Raw genomic sequence first — 16,529 nt, forward strand, 5'->3', positions numbered from 1 at the left:
ATGACGATATGCGATCGAAGCGGCCTCCGTCATGCCGTATCGGTCGTCGTCAAGGGTAAGAAGCGGACAATATCCTGCGGCAAAAGCTGCCTACGTAAGGTCGTCCGAAGATCTTCAATGCCTAGCGTGCGCAGGTCCTCATTGAAGTCGCCGAGCGTAGGCGACAGTGGAAACGCCTCGATGCCGCTTTCCCCTGCCCGCGACGTCAAAGTCGCTGCCGCACCCATTCCGGCTGGGTCCGCATCGCAAGCGATATAGAGGCGTCGGACCGTGTACGGTAGAAGTAGGGCCGCGAGATGGTTTGCGGAGAGTGCCGCCGCGATGGGCATGGTCGGAAGCATGCAACGGACCGAGAGCATGGTCTCGATGCCCTCTCCGGCAACGAGCACATCATTGGCCACACCAAAGCGGACAGCATTGCCGAGTAGATCACCCATTGCGCGCCGTGGCGTGTCGATCGGCGCCTTACCGAGCCGGTAGGGATCAAAGCCGTCGGGATCCAGCCACGTGCGGTGCACCCCGGTGATGGTGCCATCGAGATCCGTGACAGCGGCAATCATCGCCGGCCAGATTTCGGCAGGCGAGTCTTCATCGGGCCCGTGGTAATAGCAGCGAGGCTGATAGCGGAGACTGCCACCGTGGTGCAGTTCGACAATACCGCGACGGCGCAAATAGAGCTCCACGAGAGTCCCCTCAGTCGGTCGCGAAATCGCAAAGAGGCGCCTGGCCGCCTCCCGCGATCCGCGCTGTACCGCTGGACGAAGGGGTTTCGGGGAAAGTTCGGGCACCGGGCGAGGCAGATTCAGAAACCGCCTCGCCTCATCAGCAACATCGCGGAAGTCGCGGAAACCAAGGCGTTCACGGATGATGTCGAGCAAGTCGCCATGTTCTCCGGTCGCTGCATCAGTCCATTTGCCGGCAGGTCCTTTTGGGGATTCATAGAGCCGCACGAACAAGGAGCGGCCCGGCGTGTTCTGGACGTCGCCTACCAACCAGTAGCGCCCCTCGCGCTTGCCGTTGGAAAGATAGTGGCGGCACACCGCCTCGGCCTCGCGCGCGAGGCGGCGCGCCAGTTCGGAAGCGTCGCGCACCATCACGCGGCCTCCCGTTCACCGACCCGCTCGACCGGATAATGTTCGAGCACCTTGGCCAGAACACCGATGCCAGTGGCGTCGGTCGGAACGAACATGCGCAGCTTCCAGGAGATGATCTCCGCGAAGAGCCCATAGGCACGGAGACGGTCCCGCATGGTGTCGCTGAAGCCGGATAGTTCGATGCGATGTGCGCCCATCACGCGGACGCGCCGAAGCCTCAGGCCTTCAGCAAGCTCGAGAACGGTGCGACCTTCAAGCAGTGCGGCGAAGGCCGCGTTCGGCGTCGGCGCCGGCGCGTCGCCAGCCAGCGCGGCCGCCGCCCAGGCGGGCGAGACCCTGCGGCCGATGATGCGTTCGCGGACATCGGTCTGAAGCCGGTAGACGCGGGTCGACTCGTTCGGCAATCGCTTCCAGATCGGCAGGAGCAAGCCTGCCACGATATGGATGGTGCTCTCGGTGAACTCGGGCACTTCGGCGAGCTCGGCCTGCCAGGCCGTGCTGAAGCGTTCGCGTTCGACCTCCTCCCAATGCCTTTCCGCCATCATCTTCAGCGGAAGGCTGTTATGCTCCATTGGCCGGATCAGGCGCACGCGCCGTTCGATCTCGCCATCGTCGAGCATGAGGCTCGGAGCCGGCACCTGAACGGCGGCCCGGCCCGAGCGCTCGTTGACGAGCAGAACACCGCACGAACCGGAAAGCCGATCGAACGCCTCGCCCAGCGTCACGGGATGGTTGCGCCGGCGTTCGGTGATGGTGAGCAGCCGTGTCTCCGCGCCGGTCCCGGGATGGGTATAGATGACGCGCCGATCGGCAACGACGAAGCTCTCGGCGCGCAACGTCTCCAGGCCGGCATCGTAGGTGCCGGACGCGATCGCGCCTTCGACGCGAGCGGTGAGCAGTTGCTCGAATACGGTGAACAGGACGTTCTGCAGGTCGATAGTGAGCGCCAACAGCCTGTTCAAGAAGGTGGTGATCGGCGGCAGCTCGTCCTTTATGCCGTTGGCATCCATGAGCTTCAGGCCGGTCGCGTCCTCGAAAGCCTCAAGCGAGCAAGCCTCGACCTTGCCGCGCACGAGCAGATGGTAGAGCTGGCGCAGCGCGTCGCGGGCGTAGTGGCTTTCGAGGTTGTCCTCTGGCTTGAACAAGCCCTGGCCGCCGGTCTGGCGCTGGCCACGCGTGATCGCGCCCAGCGTGTCGAGACGGCGGGCGATGGTCGAGAGAAAGCGCTTTTCCGCCTTTACGTCTGTCGCAATGGGCCGGAATAGCGGCGGCTGCGCCTGGTTGGTGCGGTTGGTGCGGCCCAGGCCCTGAATAGCGGCGTCTGCCTTCCAGCCGGGCTCGAGCAGGTAGTGAACCCTCAACCTACGATTCCGCGCCGAGAGTTCGGCGTGGTAGCTTCTCCCCGTACCGCCGGCATCGCTGAAGACGAGGACGCGCTTGGCATCGTCCATGAAGGCGGCGGTCTCGGCGAAATTGGCCGAGGCAGCGCGGTTCTCAACCATCAGCCTATCGCGCTTGCGAACGACGCGGCGCGAGCGGCCGGTAACCTCGGCGACCATGTCCGTGCCGAACCGCTGAACGATCTGGTCGAGCGCGCCCGGCACGGGCGCCAGCGAGGCGAGTTTCTCGATCAGTCGGTTGCGGCGCGCGACGGCTTCGCGGCTCTCGACCGGTTGGCCGTCACGGTACACGGGCCGGGAACAGAGATTGCCCTCGGAATCGGTGAAGGGCTCGTAGAGCTGCACCGGGAAGGAATGGGCGAGGTAGTCGAGCACGTACTCGCGCGGGGTGATATCGACCTGGACGTCGCCCCAGTCCTCGGTCGGAATCTCCGCGAGGCGGCGCTCCATGAGAGCCTCGCCGGTCGAGACGATCTGGATCACGGCGGCGTGGCCGGCGTCGAGATCGCGCTCGATCGAGCGGATCAACGAAGGCGTCTTCATCGAGGTCAATAGATGCCCGAAGAAGCGCTGCTTGGCGCTCTCGAAGGCGGAACGCGCAGCGGACTTGGCCTGCGCATTGAGCGTGCCGGTCTCGCCGGTAATGTTCGCCGCCCGCATGGCCGCGTCGAGGTTGTTATGGATGATCGAGAACGCACCGGCATAGGCGTCGTAGATGCGGATCTGTTCCGGCGTGAGCTGGTGTTCGACCAGCTCGTATTCGACACCCTCGTAGGAGAGCGAGCGGGCCGCATAGAGGCCGAGCGCCTTGAGATCGCGGGCCAGCACTTCCATTGCCGCGACGCCGCCCTCCTCGATTGCCTCGACAAACTCGGCACGCGTCGCAAACGGGAAGTCCTCGCCACCCCACAGGCCGAGACGCTGGGCGTAGGCGAGATTGTGCACTGTGGTGGCACCGGTTGCCGAGACATAGACCACGCGAGCGTTCGGCAAGGCGTGCTGGAGCCTGAGCCCCGCGCGACCCTGCTGCGACGCTGCCTGGTCGCCCCGCTCGCCCCTGCCGCCGACCGCGTTCTGCATCGCATGCGACTCGTCGAAAACGATCACTCCATCGAAACCGGAGCCCAACCATTCGACGATCTGACGCACGCGCGAAAGCTTTTCTCCGCGTTCATCGGTGCGCAGCGTAGCGTAGGTCGAAAAAAGGATACCTTCCGCGAGCCGGATCGGCGTGCCCTGCCGGAAACGAGAAAGCGGCGTAACGAGCAGCCGCTCCACCCCAAGCGCCGACCAGTCGCGCTGCGCATCCTCGATGAGCTTGTCGGACTTGCTGATCCAGACCGCGCGGCGACGACCCTTCAGCCAGTTGTCGAGCAAGATGCCGGCGGCCTGCCGTCCCTTGCCAGCGCCGGTGCCGTCGCCCAAAAACCAGCCGCGGCGAAAACGGACAGCATTCGACGCATCGTCGGGCGCTGCAGCCACGACGTCAAAAGTCGTATCGACCGTCCAGGAGCCAGCGAGAAATGCCGAATGCGCTTCGCCGGCATAGATGACGCTCACGAGCTGGGCGTCCGAGAGGATGCCGTCCGTTACGACATTGGCTGGCAGATGCGGTCGGTAGGATGGCTTTGGCGGTACGACGGAGGCCATGGCTGTCGACTGCACGAGCTTGGTCGGATGCGCCTGCGCGCCCGGGATGCGAATCGACTGCAGTGTGTAAGCCTCATAAAGCGCGTCGGTGATCTTGCTGGTATCCGTGGGGATCCAGTCGACTGGCTCGTAGGCGACTTCGGTCGCCACGAGATCGGCGGCCGGCACAACCGCCGCTGGCGGGCGCTGGCTGACGTAAGCACGGACCGTTCGAGGCTTTGAAATGCCAGCAATTGCTGGCACTCCCGCCGTCGGGGTGCCCGCGATCGGGCAACGCGGCGAGCGGCGTCAAACCTGGTCGTGGAGACCGCGGGAAAAAGGTCGCTAAGGATGCCGGCGCGGCTCTCGGCAAATTCGTTGAGAATGAGCGACGCGCCGGCGAGTTCAGCGAGGATGGCAAGAAGGCCGGTACCGGCCGACGGTTCCAGAACCACGTCGGCGGGGGTGATCGCGGCAGCGACGCTGGCGACGTATGCCAGTCCAATCGGCGTCGAGAACTGCTGGAGGGATTCACTTTCCTCGGACCGCCGTGTCTGTGTTGGAAGGAGGCCCGTAATCCTCAGCAGCATCGGTAGCATGGCGGCCGGCGAAGCCGCCTTGGCGCGCATGGCAGCGCCGTACCGTCGCAGGAACAGGATGGTCGCCGCCTCGCAAGCGTCATAGGCCGTCTTCCAATTCCAGGCGCCGGTGGCGTCTGAAGCGCCGAACGCTGCCTCCATGGCATTGCGCAGACGAGCAGCGTCGACGCGCCGACCCCGTTCAAGATCGGTCAAAAGCTGGCGCGCCGCCTTAACGGTGGCGGAGGCGACAACTGCGGTGGCACGGATCGGGAGCGGCACGGCGGCGCCGTCGATGAGAGATTCGGTCATGGGAGGGATTTCTCGGAGAGCGGGACTGGGCCGAGCCGCCCGGCGCTCTCTCAAGACCGCGGCAGCTCAAACCCTTCCCGGCCCGGCTCTGCCTCTCCCTGCGATTCTCCTCATGAGAGCAGAGAGGAGAGGACGTGGCGAAGGCTGCGGAGCGGCGTCTGCCGCTCCGCAGCGGTGAGTTATTCGGCAGCGACGGCCTGTGTCGGCTCGAGCTCGCCGATCTCGCCCGCCTGCCCTTCGTCGTCGGAGAGGAACTCCGGCAGTGCTTCTTTGACGTCCGACGGCGGCGCCACTTCGGCGAGTCGCAGCGGCTCGGGGAGCCAGCGGGTGTCCTCGAGCAGACGCTCGGCTTCCTTGGCCATCTCGCTTTTCTTGAGGTGGTCGATGAGCTGCATGGCGCCGTCGCCCTTGGCCTCACGAACCGCTTCGAGGATCCGGCTCTTGGTGACACGGCCGAGATAGTTGTCGACCGTCGGTCGCCAGCCAACCTCCGCCATGTCGAGATTCACCGCCCGCGCCAGGCGATCGGCCTGATCGAGGCGGCGCTGCAAGCCATGGGCGGTGACGCCCGAGCCGCCAAAACGATCGACCTTCTCGAACAACGCGTTGACGCCGAACGAAGTACAATGGGCGAGCAGGGCCAGCCGGCTGGCATCGTCAAGGGTGGCGAGCCAGTCCCACAGCGCCTGTTCGTCGGTCGGCACATCGGCCTTCCAGGCCGCCTGCCGATCCGCGACAGACTTCGCAGACGCACTCTCGTTCAGATCCGGTGTCTGACCGGGAAGCTGGACGTGGCGCACGCCGGCTTCAAGACATGCCGGCGCATAGGTCTGGTAGAAGGCGTCCACGCAAAGCTTGTGCAGAAGCGCTGTCATCGCGACCTGCGGATGGCAAGCGACGGCATCGCGTAGCGCCAGCGTGCGATGCGCGGTCAGTTCCATCACGAGCCGGTCGGGCAACGGCCGGATGGCACTGTCGTCGTCCTCCCCATCCGCACTCGCCTGCCCCGCGACCGTGATCGTGGCGCGCTGGGCTGGTGGCACGCCCTGATCGTCACCATCGGCGTCGGACGTTGCTGCGCTCTCAGGTTCGGTCGTCGCCGCAACGAATGCGATCTCGTCCTCGCGGCGGACGTAGCCTCGCTCGATCTGCAAGCGGCCCTCGCCATCGATGCTGACGAAGGCGCCGGCGTGGAGGATTTCGCCTGGCTTGAAGACGTCCGGCCGGCTCGCGAAGGCTTCGAGCGCCTCCTCGAGTTCGCCGAGACGCGCATCCACCTCGTCCGGCAGTTCGTCGGCGTCTTCATATTTGGCCTGAAGCGCGTCGTATTCGGCCTGGAGAGCATCAAAGCTCGCCTGCTCCTCGGAGGTCAGATCAGCCGGTGTCCCCTCAAGCCGGCGGTGCCCGTGATCGTGGCCGTAGGGAAAGGTTGGGGCGACATCCAGCCACTTCCAGCCTTCGGCGGCGACGATCTCGGCTTCCGTCCGCAGCTTGTCGGCGACAAGACGTTCGAGCAAAGCTATGTCCTCGAGCCAGCCACCGCCATCCTCTTCGAAGAGATCGCGCAACACGCTGCCGCCGGCCGCCTCATAGGCCGCGAGGCCGACAAAGCGCGCGCGCTTGTCGGAAGCCCGCACCGCACGCTCGGTCAGAAGGCGCCTGATCTGGTCCGGCTCGTCGTAGCCGGACTTGTTGACGCTCTCCCAGACCTGTTCCTGTCGCGCGTGCTCGGCGGTGACGGAGAACGCCATCAACTGCTCGAGCGACATGCCGTCGTCGGCGTAGACGTCGAGCAGAGCCGGTGAGACGGCCGCGAGCCGGAGCCGCTGCTTCACCACATTGACGGAGACGAAGAAGATGGCCGCGATATCCTCCTCGGGACGACCTTGCTCGCGCAACGTCTGAAATGCGCGAAACTGGTCGAGCGGATGAAGAGCGACGCGATGCACGTTCTCGGCAAGCGAGTCTTCTTCCGCAGAAATTTCGTCACCGGCTTCGCTAACGATGCACGGGACCGGAGCGGTCTTCGCCAGGCGCTTCTGCTTCACCAGAAGCTCAAGGGCACGATAGCGCCTGCCACCTGCGGGCACCTCGAACATGCCGGTTTCCTGGCCTTCGGCGTCGGAGATTGGCCGGACGTTGAGGCTTTGCAGCAGAGACCGCCGCGCGATGTCCTCGGCGAGGTCCTCGATCGAAATGCCGGCCTTGGTGCGGCGGACGTTGGATTGAGCCAGCACGAGCTTATTGAAGGGAATGTCGCGTGATGGCGATAGCTTGATCTTCTGAACGGCTTTTGCCATGTCAGTTTCTCCGGAACGGCCGGCCGAAAGCCTCTCTCTCGGCCTCCAAGCCGTTCACGGAGCGAAGCGCCGCCCTCTTGCTCCAAGAGGGCAGCGCCACGGATTAGGCGAAACGGAAAGGTGCCGCAGACACGCGAAATTGGTTTCCGCGGCTTCGCGTGAGTCAGGCGGCGCGATCCAAGAGCTTCTTCGCCTTCGCCTCCATATCCAGGCGGACATCCTGATGCGGCTTGTCGCGCGCGACGGCGGTGATGCCCTGCACGAAATCGAAGATGCTTTCAGGCGGGCGCCCTTCCTCCGCCAGCACCGAGTCGATCACCTTGGCTGTCTCGGCCTTCGAGAAGCCGCGGCGGCGCAAGAATTCTGTCCGATCCTCGTCGCTGCGTGCCACGATCCGCTCGCGGGCGGCCTTGATGCCGTTGACGAAGGGCGTGGCCGAGGAGTTGGCGAAGTTCAGGAGCGCCGGCGCCGCCTCGTGCGCAAAGCGGGAAGCGGCATATTTGGAATGGCGAATGATGATCTCCTCGAAATCTTCCACACCCCACAGATTCCGATTTTGGCATACCGCACGGAGGTAGAAGCTCGCCATACCGAGCGTCTTCGCCCCAACTTCCGAGTTCCAGCAATAGAAGCCTCGGAAGTAAAGGTCGGGCGAGCCGTCCCGGAGACGGCCAGCCTCGATCGGGTTCAGGTCATCGACTAGGAAAAGGAAAACGTCCCTGTCGGATGCATAGAGGGTCGTCGTGTCCTTGGAAATGTCGACGCAGGGATTGTAGATGCCGGTCGACCAGTCGAGCACGCCCGGCACCTTCCAACGCGTATCGCCCGTGCCATTGCCGGCGATGCGCTGCACGGCCTCAACCAGCTCATGGTCAAAGATCCGGCCATAGTCTGGGCTGGTGACGGCGCGAAGCTCAACACGGCCATCGTCGGTCTCAAGCGTTTTGATCTGTTCGGCGCGGTTGGCGGTCAGGCCATATTGCAGGTTGATGCCTGCGAGCGTCGCGGGGAGCTGCCGCAGGTAAGCGGCGGGAGCGCCGACCTGGCTTGCAAGCTGGCCGAAGCTCCAGTGGGTCGGCACGACCGGCGTGTCCGAGCCGGGCAGCATCAGGGCCAAGCGCTCAGGGTCGGCGCGGCTTGCTTCCACATGGATGAGCGCGCTTTCGACCACGCGCGTCCGGCTGCGGTCCGTACGATCACGCACCGTGCGGGCCAGTTCATTGAGCGACAGATAGCGCTCATCCGCCGGACGGGAAAACCACTCCGAGGACACCCGACCGACGCGTTCACCGCGACTCACATCCACCCGGTAACCGCCACTGGCATCGCGGCGGGCATCAAGAACCTGCATATTCATGGGAACAATCTCCATGACGGGCGCCGGAAGACTCTCCTCCGGCCTTCAACCCGTCACGGCGAACGCCGCCCCACTCTGCCTCTCCTGCACCGTCGATCGCGGACGCCGATGCGGCTCCGCTCTCGCCGCAGCTTCCGTCAGGGATGGAAGCCCGAAGGGTGAAACCCCGGCTTAAGCCGGGGTTTCAGCGCCAGCCGACAGCCCGGTCCCGAAGGGAGACGGCCCTAAGCTCGCGAAAAGCACGCTCTGAGCATGCTGGCGCCAGATTCACGACAGCTCGACGTCCTCGCGAGTCTTTGTCTGTGCGTCATAGATTTTGATTTGGAGCATGGGAAAACGTTTCTTCAGCTCTTCGGCGCCCGTCTTTGCTCCGTCCCTGGTTGCAAATTCGGCCTTGAGTCGGCCGTCGACTTCGAGTGCATAACCTGAATCCGGCAAATCACGGGCAGCAGCAACCATCCTATTCCCTTTGCGCAGTAAGGAGGTGACAGCGATTGCTTAGCGCGAGTCGCACAGATCGCGCCAGCTCTCCGACGTTGATTTCGCCCTCTCAACTGTTGAAGCTCCGAGTCGCCGCATGACGGCGCGTTCAAGGATGTGCGTTTGCATCATCCGAACAGCTGGTCGGAGTACCACCAGCCCTGATGCAGCCGCGAAACAACCACGGCTCCACATAGCTGCCCGCCCACATCCCGCGACCCGAACGATCGGCCTCGCGCTGGGCGTAGGCGTACTTGCCTTTCGAATATTGCGGCCAATCCAGCGCGAGACCATTGCGCACAAGCCATTCTCCGATATCGGCACCGCCGACGGAACAGGTTGCCACAGTCCGCCCATATTGATCTTCGGCGGTTGGCGTACAATTGACCGGCCGCCGCGCAATGAAGGAATCGAGATCATTCGCTGCCTTCGCGCCACAGCGATACAGGTTGCTGTCCGCACCTCGGCATAGCTGGCTGCTCTCGGGCGCATCGAGACCCCAGAGCCGGATGCGCGTCCCATGAATCTCCAGCGTGTCGCCGTCGACGACGCTGGCTTGGCCAACTAAACCATTCGCGAAGGCCGCGCTCGACAGCAACAGGATCACCAGCATGACGGGGGTTCGGTGCATGCTCTTGAACGTTGGCATCAGTGGTCACCGCAAATTGCGTGGATTGAATTTCGGCCAGTTCTGAAGCGGCTTTAGTGATGGCAGATTCTGGGGCCGCTCGGGATAGTGAAACTCGCTTCCGCGCAGCCAGCGTCCCTCGAAGCGATCCCAAAACAGGATCGCATCCATCTGCCAGGTGAATTCATGGACCCTCCATACGCCGTCGCTCTGGATGACCTCGCCCGTCGCATTGAATGGCAGGCTGTTCAGCCGGCAGAGAGCATCGATCTCATCCCAGTGTTCGCGGATGTAGCGGTCTTCAAGAGCGACGTGGTAGGGGCGATCAGCGCGCCAGCGCGTTCCGCCGCCGCGGGAATAGAAGCCCTGGCGCTGCATCATGAATTCGGGGATGCGCGCGATCGCCTTGCCGATCCGCCGCGCCTCGTCCGACGACAGCTTGCCGGCGCCGACGCCGTAGCGCTGCGTGACATCCCGGCAATAGATCCATGCCAGGGTCACGCCGTTCGCGTCCTTGACCACGTAGCACTCGGAATTTTCCCGGATTAACGTCCAGGGCGGCTTGAAATGGCGGCTTGACTCCATGAGAACAAAATAAGAACATGAGACCTCGACGGTCAACTTGGAACAGGGTTATGCCCTCGGTTTCTCAGTCAGACGAGCGGGACAATGGACTGGAAGCCGCCGCCGACTGGGTGATCGCCGTTTGCGATGGCGCGCAGCCGTTCGTGCGCTGATCGTCGCGAACAACCTCCTGGAATCGGAGATCAAGGATTTGTAGAAGGCCGCATCGCGCGCCTACACGCGCGGACGCTTTCGGACCTACACCGGACAGTCATGCCGCGGGGCCGCTTCGCAGACGGTCAGCATTCCCAAGGCGACCGAGATGTCTATGCGTCTGGAACGCATTTCATTCCCGAGCAGTTGTTTGGCCTATTCGAACGGACGAGTTTGTCGAGCCGCGTGAGAAACGGCAGCCATCGCGATTGCGAACCCCTGCCCGATGGAAGCTGCAGGGAAGGTACGAGCAGGTGCAAGGGATAAGCCAACGATCATTCCAGGGACTGTGTCGTTTGACGGTGTAGCGTCCGTCCGATTTCTACGCCGAGCTAGCCGGCAATACGACGCCAATCATCTAACGCTTTTGTCAGCCGCTCTTTTGGCTTTCCTAGCGGTCCGCTGGCGTGGGCGGACGGGAATTCGCAGGCGCCCTGAACGACAGGAGAAGAGAATGCCGCGGCGTCCGGCCAAGGTTACACAAGCCGATATCGCTCGTGCAGTCCGCGCGGCCAAGGAAGCCGGCGCGAGTGCGGTCACGATCGATGGTGAGGGTGTTATTCGGATAGCCCTCACGGCAAGCACACTACCGATCCAGCCCACCAACCAGTTTGACTGCGAATGGACACCGTCGGAACCGCTGCAGCGTTTCCTGAAACGTACCGAAAGCGGTTGAAAAGCACCTTATCGATTGATGCGGAGTCACCGCATCAATAGACTCCAAGCATTGGTCCCCGGAGAAAGCCAATGCTTGAAACAAAACACCGCGAACCCCGCGCACCTGGGGACACGCGAATGTATCTCTATTTCGACTATTCACCGCTGGGCGCGCTGCGCTGGTACGTGAAGTTGAGCCGCAAGGGTCGTCGGATCGGGATCAGTGAGGAATACGGAACCGAAGCGTTCGACACCGCCTATGACGCGGCGATCGCGGCGCTGGGAGGAGTAATGCGTAAACGCCGTAGCGCGCCTGATCCGTTGGTACAGCCTGAACGCCGTTATGTGCAGGCCGATCGCTCGCAGCGCGGACAAACACGCTATTATGTCCAGCTTCGTAACGGCTTGCCGAAGGTCAGGATCCAGAGTGAGTTCGGCACGAAAGCATTCGACGACGAGTGTGATGCAGCCATTGTTTCGCAGATTGCGCTCTATGGCGATGCGACCGATTACGTCAATGCGCAGAAACGACGCAACGAGCCGCGTCCGGAACTGCGCACCGAGCCGCCGAAGCCGCATACCCTGCGCTGGTATTGGATGCTCTACAAACAGAGCGACCATTGGCTCGGCAACCTGTCGGTCGGCCAAGATGGACTGTCGGGCTCGACTCGGCTCCAGCGTACTGGGCTGATCGAGAGCCTGTTGCCGGAGAATGGAGAGAGGCCGTTTGCCGTGCTGACGCGCAAGGCCATCAAGGCGGAAATGAAGGCACGCACGCCGTCCCAGGCGGGCAATCTGTTGTCTGCATTGCGCGGCATGATCCGCTGGATGATCGACGAAGAACACCTCGAAGATGATGATGATCCGACGATTGGGCTGAAGTCTGGCAAGGCGAAGGCGAGCCGAGAAAGCGGCGGCTTCGTGCCCTGGACCGAGGACGATATGGCCCTCTATCGCACGAAGTGGCCGCTCGGCACCGAGGCTCGGCTGATGTTCGACATTCTGCATTACACATTCTTGCGGGTTGGCGACGCGCATCGCTTCGGTCCCCCTCATTTGCGACAGATCGTGCGCAAGATGGCGGTGCAGATTGCGACCGAAAAGAGCCGCGGCAACACCACCGTTACAGTTCCGGTGCATCCAGAATTTGCGGAAAGTCTGCGGGCGGCCCGAGCGGCTGGGATCATCGGCGCGGAAGTCTTCACCGGCAAAATGGTGAAGGGCCGCGTGCTGACGATGAACAAGAAGGCTTGGGCAATGAAGTTCAAGAAGTACGCCGTGCTCGCCGGCGTCAACGAGCCAAAGAAGAGCTGCCATGGCGTGCGAAAAGCGCGGGCCGAGGTCGCCGCTTACGCCGACTGCACCGAGAGCCAGATGATGGCAATGTTCGGCTGGACCGATCCGAAGATGCCGGCGCATTACATCGCCCAGGCGAACCGAGAAAAGCTCGGCATAAGTGGCATGGATAAGATTATTGCGTTTGATCAGAATGCTGCATTTGACGATTTCATGCCGTCCGGCGAGAACAGCGGAGGAACGCCAGGCAGGAACAAAGTAGTAACTTTGCGTAGTAACTTTGGAAAAAAGACGCCGTAATTTCAATGAATTAGGCGTGGGTATGGTGCGCTCGGAGGGACTCGAACCCCCACGATTTTACTCACTGCCACCTCAAGGCAGCGCGTCTACCAGTTCCGCCACGAGCGCTTTGGGGATGCCGGCTTGAGGCTTGAGGGCCGGCCGGATCAACGGCGCCGATCTAACAAATCCATCAGAGGGGTACAAGCCTGCAAAGGCCCTGAATTCCACAAGCTTTGCAGGAAAGTTCCAGCCTTCTGCCCCGAATCGACCTCGCTGGTTGGCCGGACCGCTAGCCGCCTGCCCAGCTGGTGCCAAACGCCTACCGGGTGCCCGCGGAGCGCGGCAGCATCTGCTTGACCTCGACCGCGATCCGGTTGCGATCGACCAGCACGACGCCGGAGGCGACCGGCAGATTGTTGGCAAGGACCTTGACCTCGTCGGCCTCGGTGGCATCCAGCTCGATGATGGCGCCGCGGGAAAGACGCAATACTTGATGGATCGGCATGGTGGTCGTCCCGAGGACGACCATGAGATCCACGGTGACTTTATCGAGAGTGGGCACTGTCAGGACCGCCGCGACTTGGGACTCTTCATTGCGCCTGCGATCATCACCACGTTATGGTTAGCCAATGGTTAATTCGCCTGAAAACCCCCGCCAAAACCAGCGCCAAGAGCTCGATTTGACGTCGTTTTCCGCCGCAGGCGGCGAGCCCGTCGAATGGCTTATCTCGGATGCTCCGGTGCCCTATCCGGATGCGGTGGCCATCATGGAGGCCCGGGTCGCCGCGATCGCGGCGGGCGAGGCCCCGGAATTGGTCTGGCTGCTCGAACACCCCCCGCTCTACACCTCGGGCACCTCGGGCAAGCAATCAGACCTGTTGGATGCCCGCTTCCCGATCTTCGCGACCGGGCGTGGCGGGCAGCTCACCTATCATGGGCCGGGCCAGCGGGTGGCCTATGTCATGCTCGACCTCAAGCGCCGCCGGCCCGATGTCCGGGCCTATGTCGCGAGCCTGGAGGAATTGATCCTGCGGACGCTGGCTGCCTTCAACATTCGCGGCGAGCGGCGCGAGGACCGGGTTGGCGTCTGGGTCAGGCGCCCCGACAAGGGAGCCGATCACGAGGACAAGATCGCGGCGATCGGCGTCCGTCTGAAGCGCTGGGTGTCGTTCCACGGTATCGCCATCAATGTCGAGCCGGAGCTGTCGCATTTCGCCGGCATCGTGCCCTGCGGCGTTGCCGATCCCCGCTACGGCGTCACCTCGCTGGTCGATCTCGGCCAGCTCGTGACCATGGCCGATGTCGATATCGCACTCAGGCAGACGTTCGAAGAATTGTTCGGGCCAACCCGCGCGCTGCTGCCGGAAGCGGTCGCCTAGCTACCGCGTTCTGCGCGGAATCGGTTATAGTTGATTCCGGCGTCGCCCGCGCCTCCCCCCTCCGCCGGGAAAGCAGACTTCATGCCGGGCGAATTGATCATCGGACCGACTGTTCGAGCGCTGGGCATAAGGAGGGATTGCGATCATGCTCGCAATGGGAGGTTCTCACGATGAGATTGTCTGCGCCGATCTATCATCTCAAGCGCAAGGCGAAGCGCCTGTCCCGCGAGGAAGGCATTCCACTCCACGACGCGCTTGATCGCGTCGCCACAGCGGAAGGGTTTTCCGCCTGGAGCTTGCTCGCGGCAAAAGCCGCGGGCATGACGCCGGCCGGCAAGCTGTTTCCTCAATTCCGGCCGGGCGAGCTGGTGCTGCTCGGTGCGCGACCCGGTCATGGCAAGACCCTGATGAGTCTCGAACTTGCGGTGGAGGCCATGAGGAAAGGTGGCCGCGCCGCGTTTTTCTCGCTCGAATACACCGAGAGAGACGTTCTGGACCGCTTGCGGGCGATCGGCGTGGAGCCAGCGCAGTTCGACAAATTGTTCGAGCTCGATTGCTCCGATGCGATCAGCGCCGATTACGTCGTCAAGCAGATGGCCCCCGCCCCGCGCGGCACATTCGTGGTGATCGACTATCTGCAACTGCTCGACCAGCGGCGGGAAAACCCCGACCTGACCGTTCAGGTGCGCGCGCTGAAATCGTTCGCACGAGACAAGGGGCTGATCGTCGTCTTCATCTCGCAGATCGATCGATCCTATGATCCCGCAGTCAAGCCCTGTCCTGATCTCAGCGATGTCCGCTTGCCGAACCCCCTGGACCTGAAGCTGTTCGACAAGATGTGCTTCATCAACAATTCAGAAGTCCAGTTCCGGGCTGCGAGCTGACGATCCCTTGCAACCGGTCGCGGGTGAGATTGCTCACCCGCGACCAGGCATCACGCCGCCTGCAGCGAAACCTCGAGCTTGCCGGCGATGTAGCGCCGCTCCTGGGTCAGGCCGCCAAAACCGTAGGCGTCGCCCTTGACCTCGTCGACATGCAGATAGGTTTCGGGATGCAGCGGGCCCAGGATCTCGGCCATGCGCTTGAACATCGCAGCGAGATAAGCCGCCTTCTCGTCCTTGGTGTTGGTGCCTTCGGTGACGTGGATGTCGATCCAGTAGCTTGCGAGCTTCTGCTCGGCGAGCGACTTGCCGCCCGCGAACCAGTCGCCCGCATCCACGGACTTCACGATGATGGCGGTGACCTTGGGATCCTTGTGCAGGATATTTGCCGTCAGCTCGGAGACGGCATTGGCGACGTCGGCCTTCAGCGACGGCGACTGGCGAGACGTGGCGTAGGACACGGTGATCAGGGGCATGGACGTTCTCCTCAGGATGCCGCGTGGTGGTCTGCGCGGCGTTGGTGTGAAGCTAGACCTCCTCCGTTCATTTTGGTATCTTATCTCATCTGATATCAGTGATAACGAATTGTAATGACTGCCACCCTCGACATCGCCACGGTCCGGGCCTTCCTGCTGGTCGCCGACCTCCAGAGCTTTACCCGTGCGGCCGAAGCGATCGGCACGACGCAGGCGGCTGTCAGCCTCAAGCTGCAACGCCTGGAGACGTTGGTCGGAAAACGCCTCGTCGAACGCTCGCCGCGCGCGGTTCGGCTCACGGCGGATGGTGCTGCTTTCCTCGATCGCGCCCGCGCGCTCATGGACGCGCATGACCGTGCGCTCTCCGGCGAGGCTTTCGCCGCGCAGTCGCTTTCGCTCGGCATCTCCGACCACGCCGCGGGCCCTGAACTGGTGCCGCTGCTCGAACGGCTGCACGCGATATCCGCAAATCTCACGCTCGCCGTCACCATCGGTTTCTCGCGCGAGATGCAGGACGCCTATGATGCGGGCGAGCTGGACGCCGTGATCGTCCGCCAGGAGGGCAGCCGCCGTGGCGGCGAGAAGCTGGCTGATGACGAGTTCGGCTGGTTCGCGTCACGGCGTTTCACGCTCCCGAAGGGCGAAGCACTGCCGCTGGCAACGCTCGCCCCGCCCTGTGGCGTCCGCGCCATCGCCGTGCGCGAGCTGGACAAGGCCGGCATCGCCTGGCGCGAGCGATTTGTCGGCGGCGGTGTCACGGCGGTGGTCGCCGCTGCGCTTGCCGGACTTGCAATTGCGCCGCTGGCGCGGCGGATCGCACCTCCGGGCTTGGTCGATCTCGGGCCGGCGCACAAGCTGCCGAGACTAGGCAGCTCGAAGGTGATGCTGCATTCGAAAGTCGGCGATCCCGCCAAGCTCGCGGCGCTGCGCGCGGTGGCTGCGACGTTCCGGAGCCTGGCGACGAGCTAGCGGCCCACCGCGCCTCATCGCGGCGGCCTCTGTA

At 63.3% G+C, this 16,529-nt stretch carries 13 protein-coding genes, 1 tRNA gene and 1 pseudogene; 5 read left to right on the forward strand and 10 right to left on the reverse strand.

Annotated elements, in window-relative coordinates:
* Positions 1–29 precede the first annotated feature (29 nt).
* The 7 genes and pseudogenes from FJV43_RS02060 to FJV43_RS02090 all read right to left on the reverse strand — a co-directional run bounded on the left by FJV43_RS02060 (position 30) and on the right by FJV43_RS02090 (position 10,399).
* Entirely contained in the window at positions 30–1,094 is a 1,065-nt protein-coding gene (locus tag FJV43_RS02060; protein WP_239629813.1) for a toprim domain-containing protein, read from the reverse strand.
* Positions 1,094–5,013 (reverse strand): annotated as a pseudogene (locus tag FJV43_RS02065) (strawberry notch-like NTP hydrolase domain-containing protein). Before FJV43_RS02065 ends, FJV43_RS02060 begins: the two are co-directional and overlap by 1 nt.
* Positions 5,014–5,192: 179 nt before the next feature.
* Positions 5,193–7,313, reverse strand: a complete 2,121-nt coding sequence (locus FJV43_RS02070; protein WP_239624273.1) for a ParB/RepB/Spo0J family partition protein — start codon at positions 7,311–7,313, stop codon at positions 5,193–5,195.
* Between the two features lie 163 nt (positions 7,314–7,476).
* On the reverse strand, positions 7,477–8,670 hold the full coding sequence (locus FJV43_RS02075; RefSeq protein ID WP_239624274.1) for a DUF932 domain-containing protein: 1,194 nt from the start codon (positions 8,668–8,670) through the stop codon (positions 7,477–7,479).
* Between the two features lie 267 nt (positions 8,671–8,937).
* Positions 8,938–9,129 (reverse strand): hypothetical protein, encoded by a 192-nt coding sequence (locus FJV43_RS02080; RefSeq protein WP_239624276.1) that lies wholly within the window; start codon positions 9,127–9,129, stop codon positions 8,938–8,940.
* 130 nt (positions 9,130–9,259) lie between these two features.
* The gene (locus tag FJV43_RS02085; RefSeq protein ID WP_239624278.1) at positions 9,260–9,763 is read right to left on the reverse strand and encodes a thermonuclease family protein; all 504 of its coding nucleotides are present in this window, start codon (positions 9,761–9,763) and stop codon (positions 9,260–9,262) included.
* Between the two features lie 42 nt (positions 9,764–9,805).
* The gene (locus FJV43_RS02090) at positions 9,806–10,399 is read right to left on the reverse strand and encodes a hypothetical protein (protein ID WP_239624279.1); all 594 of its coding nucleotides are present in this window, start codon (positions 10,397–10,399) and stop codon (positions 9,806–9,808) included.
* 610 nt (positions 10,400–11,009) lie between these two features.
* On the opposite strand from FJV43_RS02090, the gene FJV43_RS02095 reads away from it, so the two are divergent.
* Positions 11,010–11,231, forward strand: a complete 222-nt coding sequence (locus FJV43_RS02095; protein ID WP_239624281.1) for a hypothetical protein — start codon at positions 11,010–11,012, stop codon at positions 11,229–11,231.
* A 119-nt stretch (positions 11,232–11,350) separates the two neighbouring features.
* Positions 11,351–12,808 (forward strand): hypothetical protein, encoded by a 1,458-nt coding sequence (locus FJV43_RS02100; RefSeq protein WP_239624282.1) that lies wholly within the window; start codon positions 11,351–11,353, stop codon positions 12,806–12,808.
* Between the two features lie 23 nt (positions 12,809–12,831).
* Here the strand turns inward: FJV43_RS02100 and FJV43_RS02105 are convergent.
* Both FJV43_RS02105 and FJV43_RS02110 read right to left on the reverse strand, forming a co-directional pair.
* Positions 12,832–12,916, reverse strand: a tRNA-Leu gene (locus FJV43_RS02105).
* A gap of 193 nt (positions 12,917–13,109) precedes the next feature.
* Positions 13,110–13,352, reverse strand: coding sequence for a FliM/FliN family flagellar motor switch protein (locus tag FJV43_RS02110; RefSeq protein WP_028177375.1), 243 nt, complete (start codon positions 13,350–13,352; stop codon positions 13,110–13,112).
* Positions 13,353–13,419: 67 nt separating this feature from the next.
* Here FJV43_RS02110 and lipB point away from each other — a divergent pair, with 67 nt between their 5' ends.
* Positions 13,420–14,169: a lipoyl(octanoyl) transferase LipB gene (gene lipB / locus FJV43_RS02115; protein ID WP_239624284.1), complete on the forward strand. Its 750-nt coding sequence runs from the start codon at positions 13,420–13,422 to the stop codon at positions 14,167–14,169.
* A gap of 170 nt (positions 14,170–14,339) precedes the next feature.
* A complete protein-coding gene (locus tag FJV43_RS02120; protein ID WP_239624286.1) occupies positions 14,340–15,053 on the forward strand; it encodes a DNA helicase in 714 nt (237 codons plus the stop codon).
* A gap of 50 nt (positions 15,054–15,103) precedes the next feature.
* On the opposite strand, the gene FJV43_RS02125 is transcribed toward FJV43_RS02120, so the two are convergent.
* Positions 15,104–15,526, reverse strand: coding sequence for a 4-oxalocrotonate tautomerase family protein (locus FJV43_RS02125; protein ID WP_239624287.1), 423 nt, complete (start codon positions 15,524–15,526; stop codon positions 15,104–15,106).
* A 114-nt stretch (positions 15,527–15,640) separates the two neighbouring features.
* On the opposite strand from FJV43_RS02125, the gene FJV43_RS02130 reads away from it, so the two are divergent.
* Entirely contained in the window at positions 15,641–16,495 is an 855-nt protein-coding gene (locus tag FJV43_RS02130; protein ID WP_239624289.1) for a LysR family transcriptional regulator, read from the forward strand.
* Positions 16,496–16,529 lie beyond the last annotated feature (34 nt).

The organism is Bradyrhizobium sp. I71 (assembly GCF_022354745.1).
GTDB lineage: Bacteria > Pseudomonadota > Alphaproteobacteria > Rhizobiales > Xanthobacteraceae > Bradyrhizobium > Bradyrhizobium liaoningense.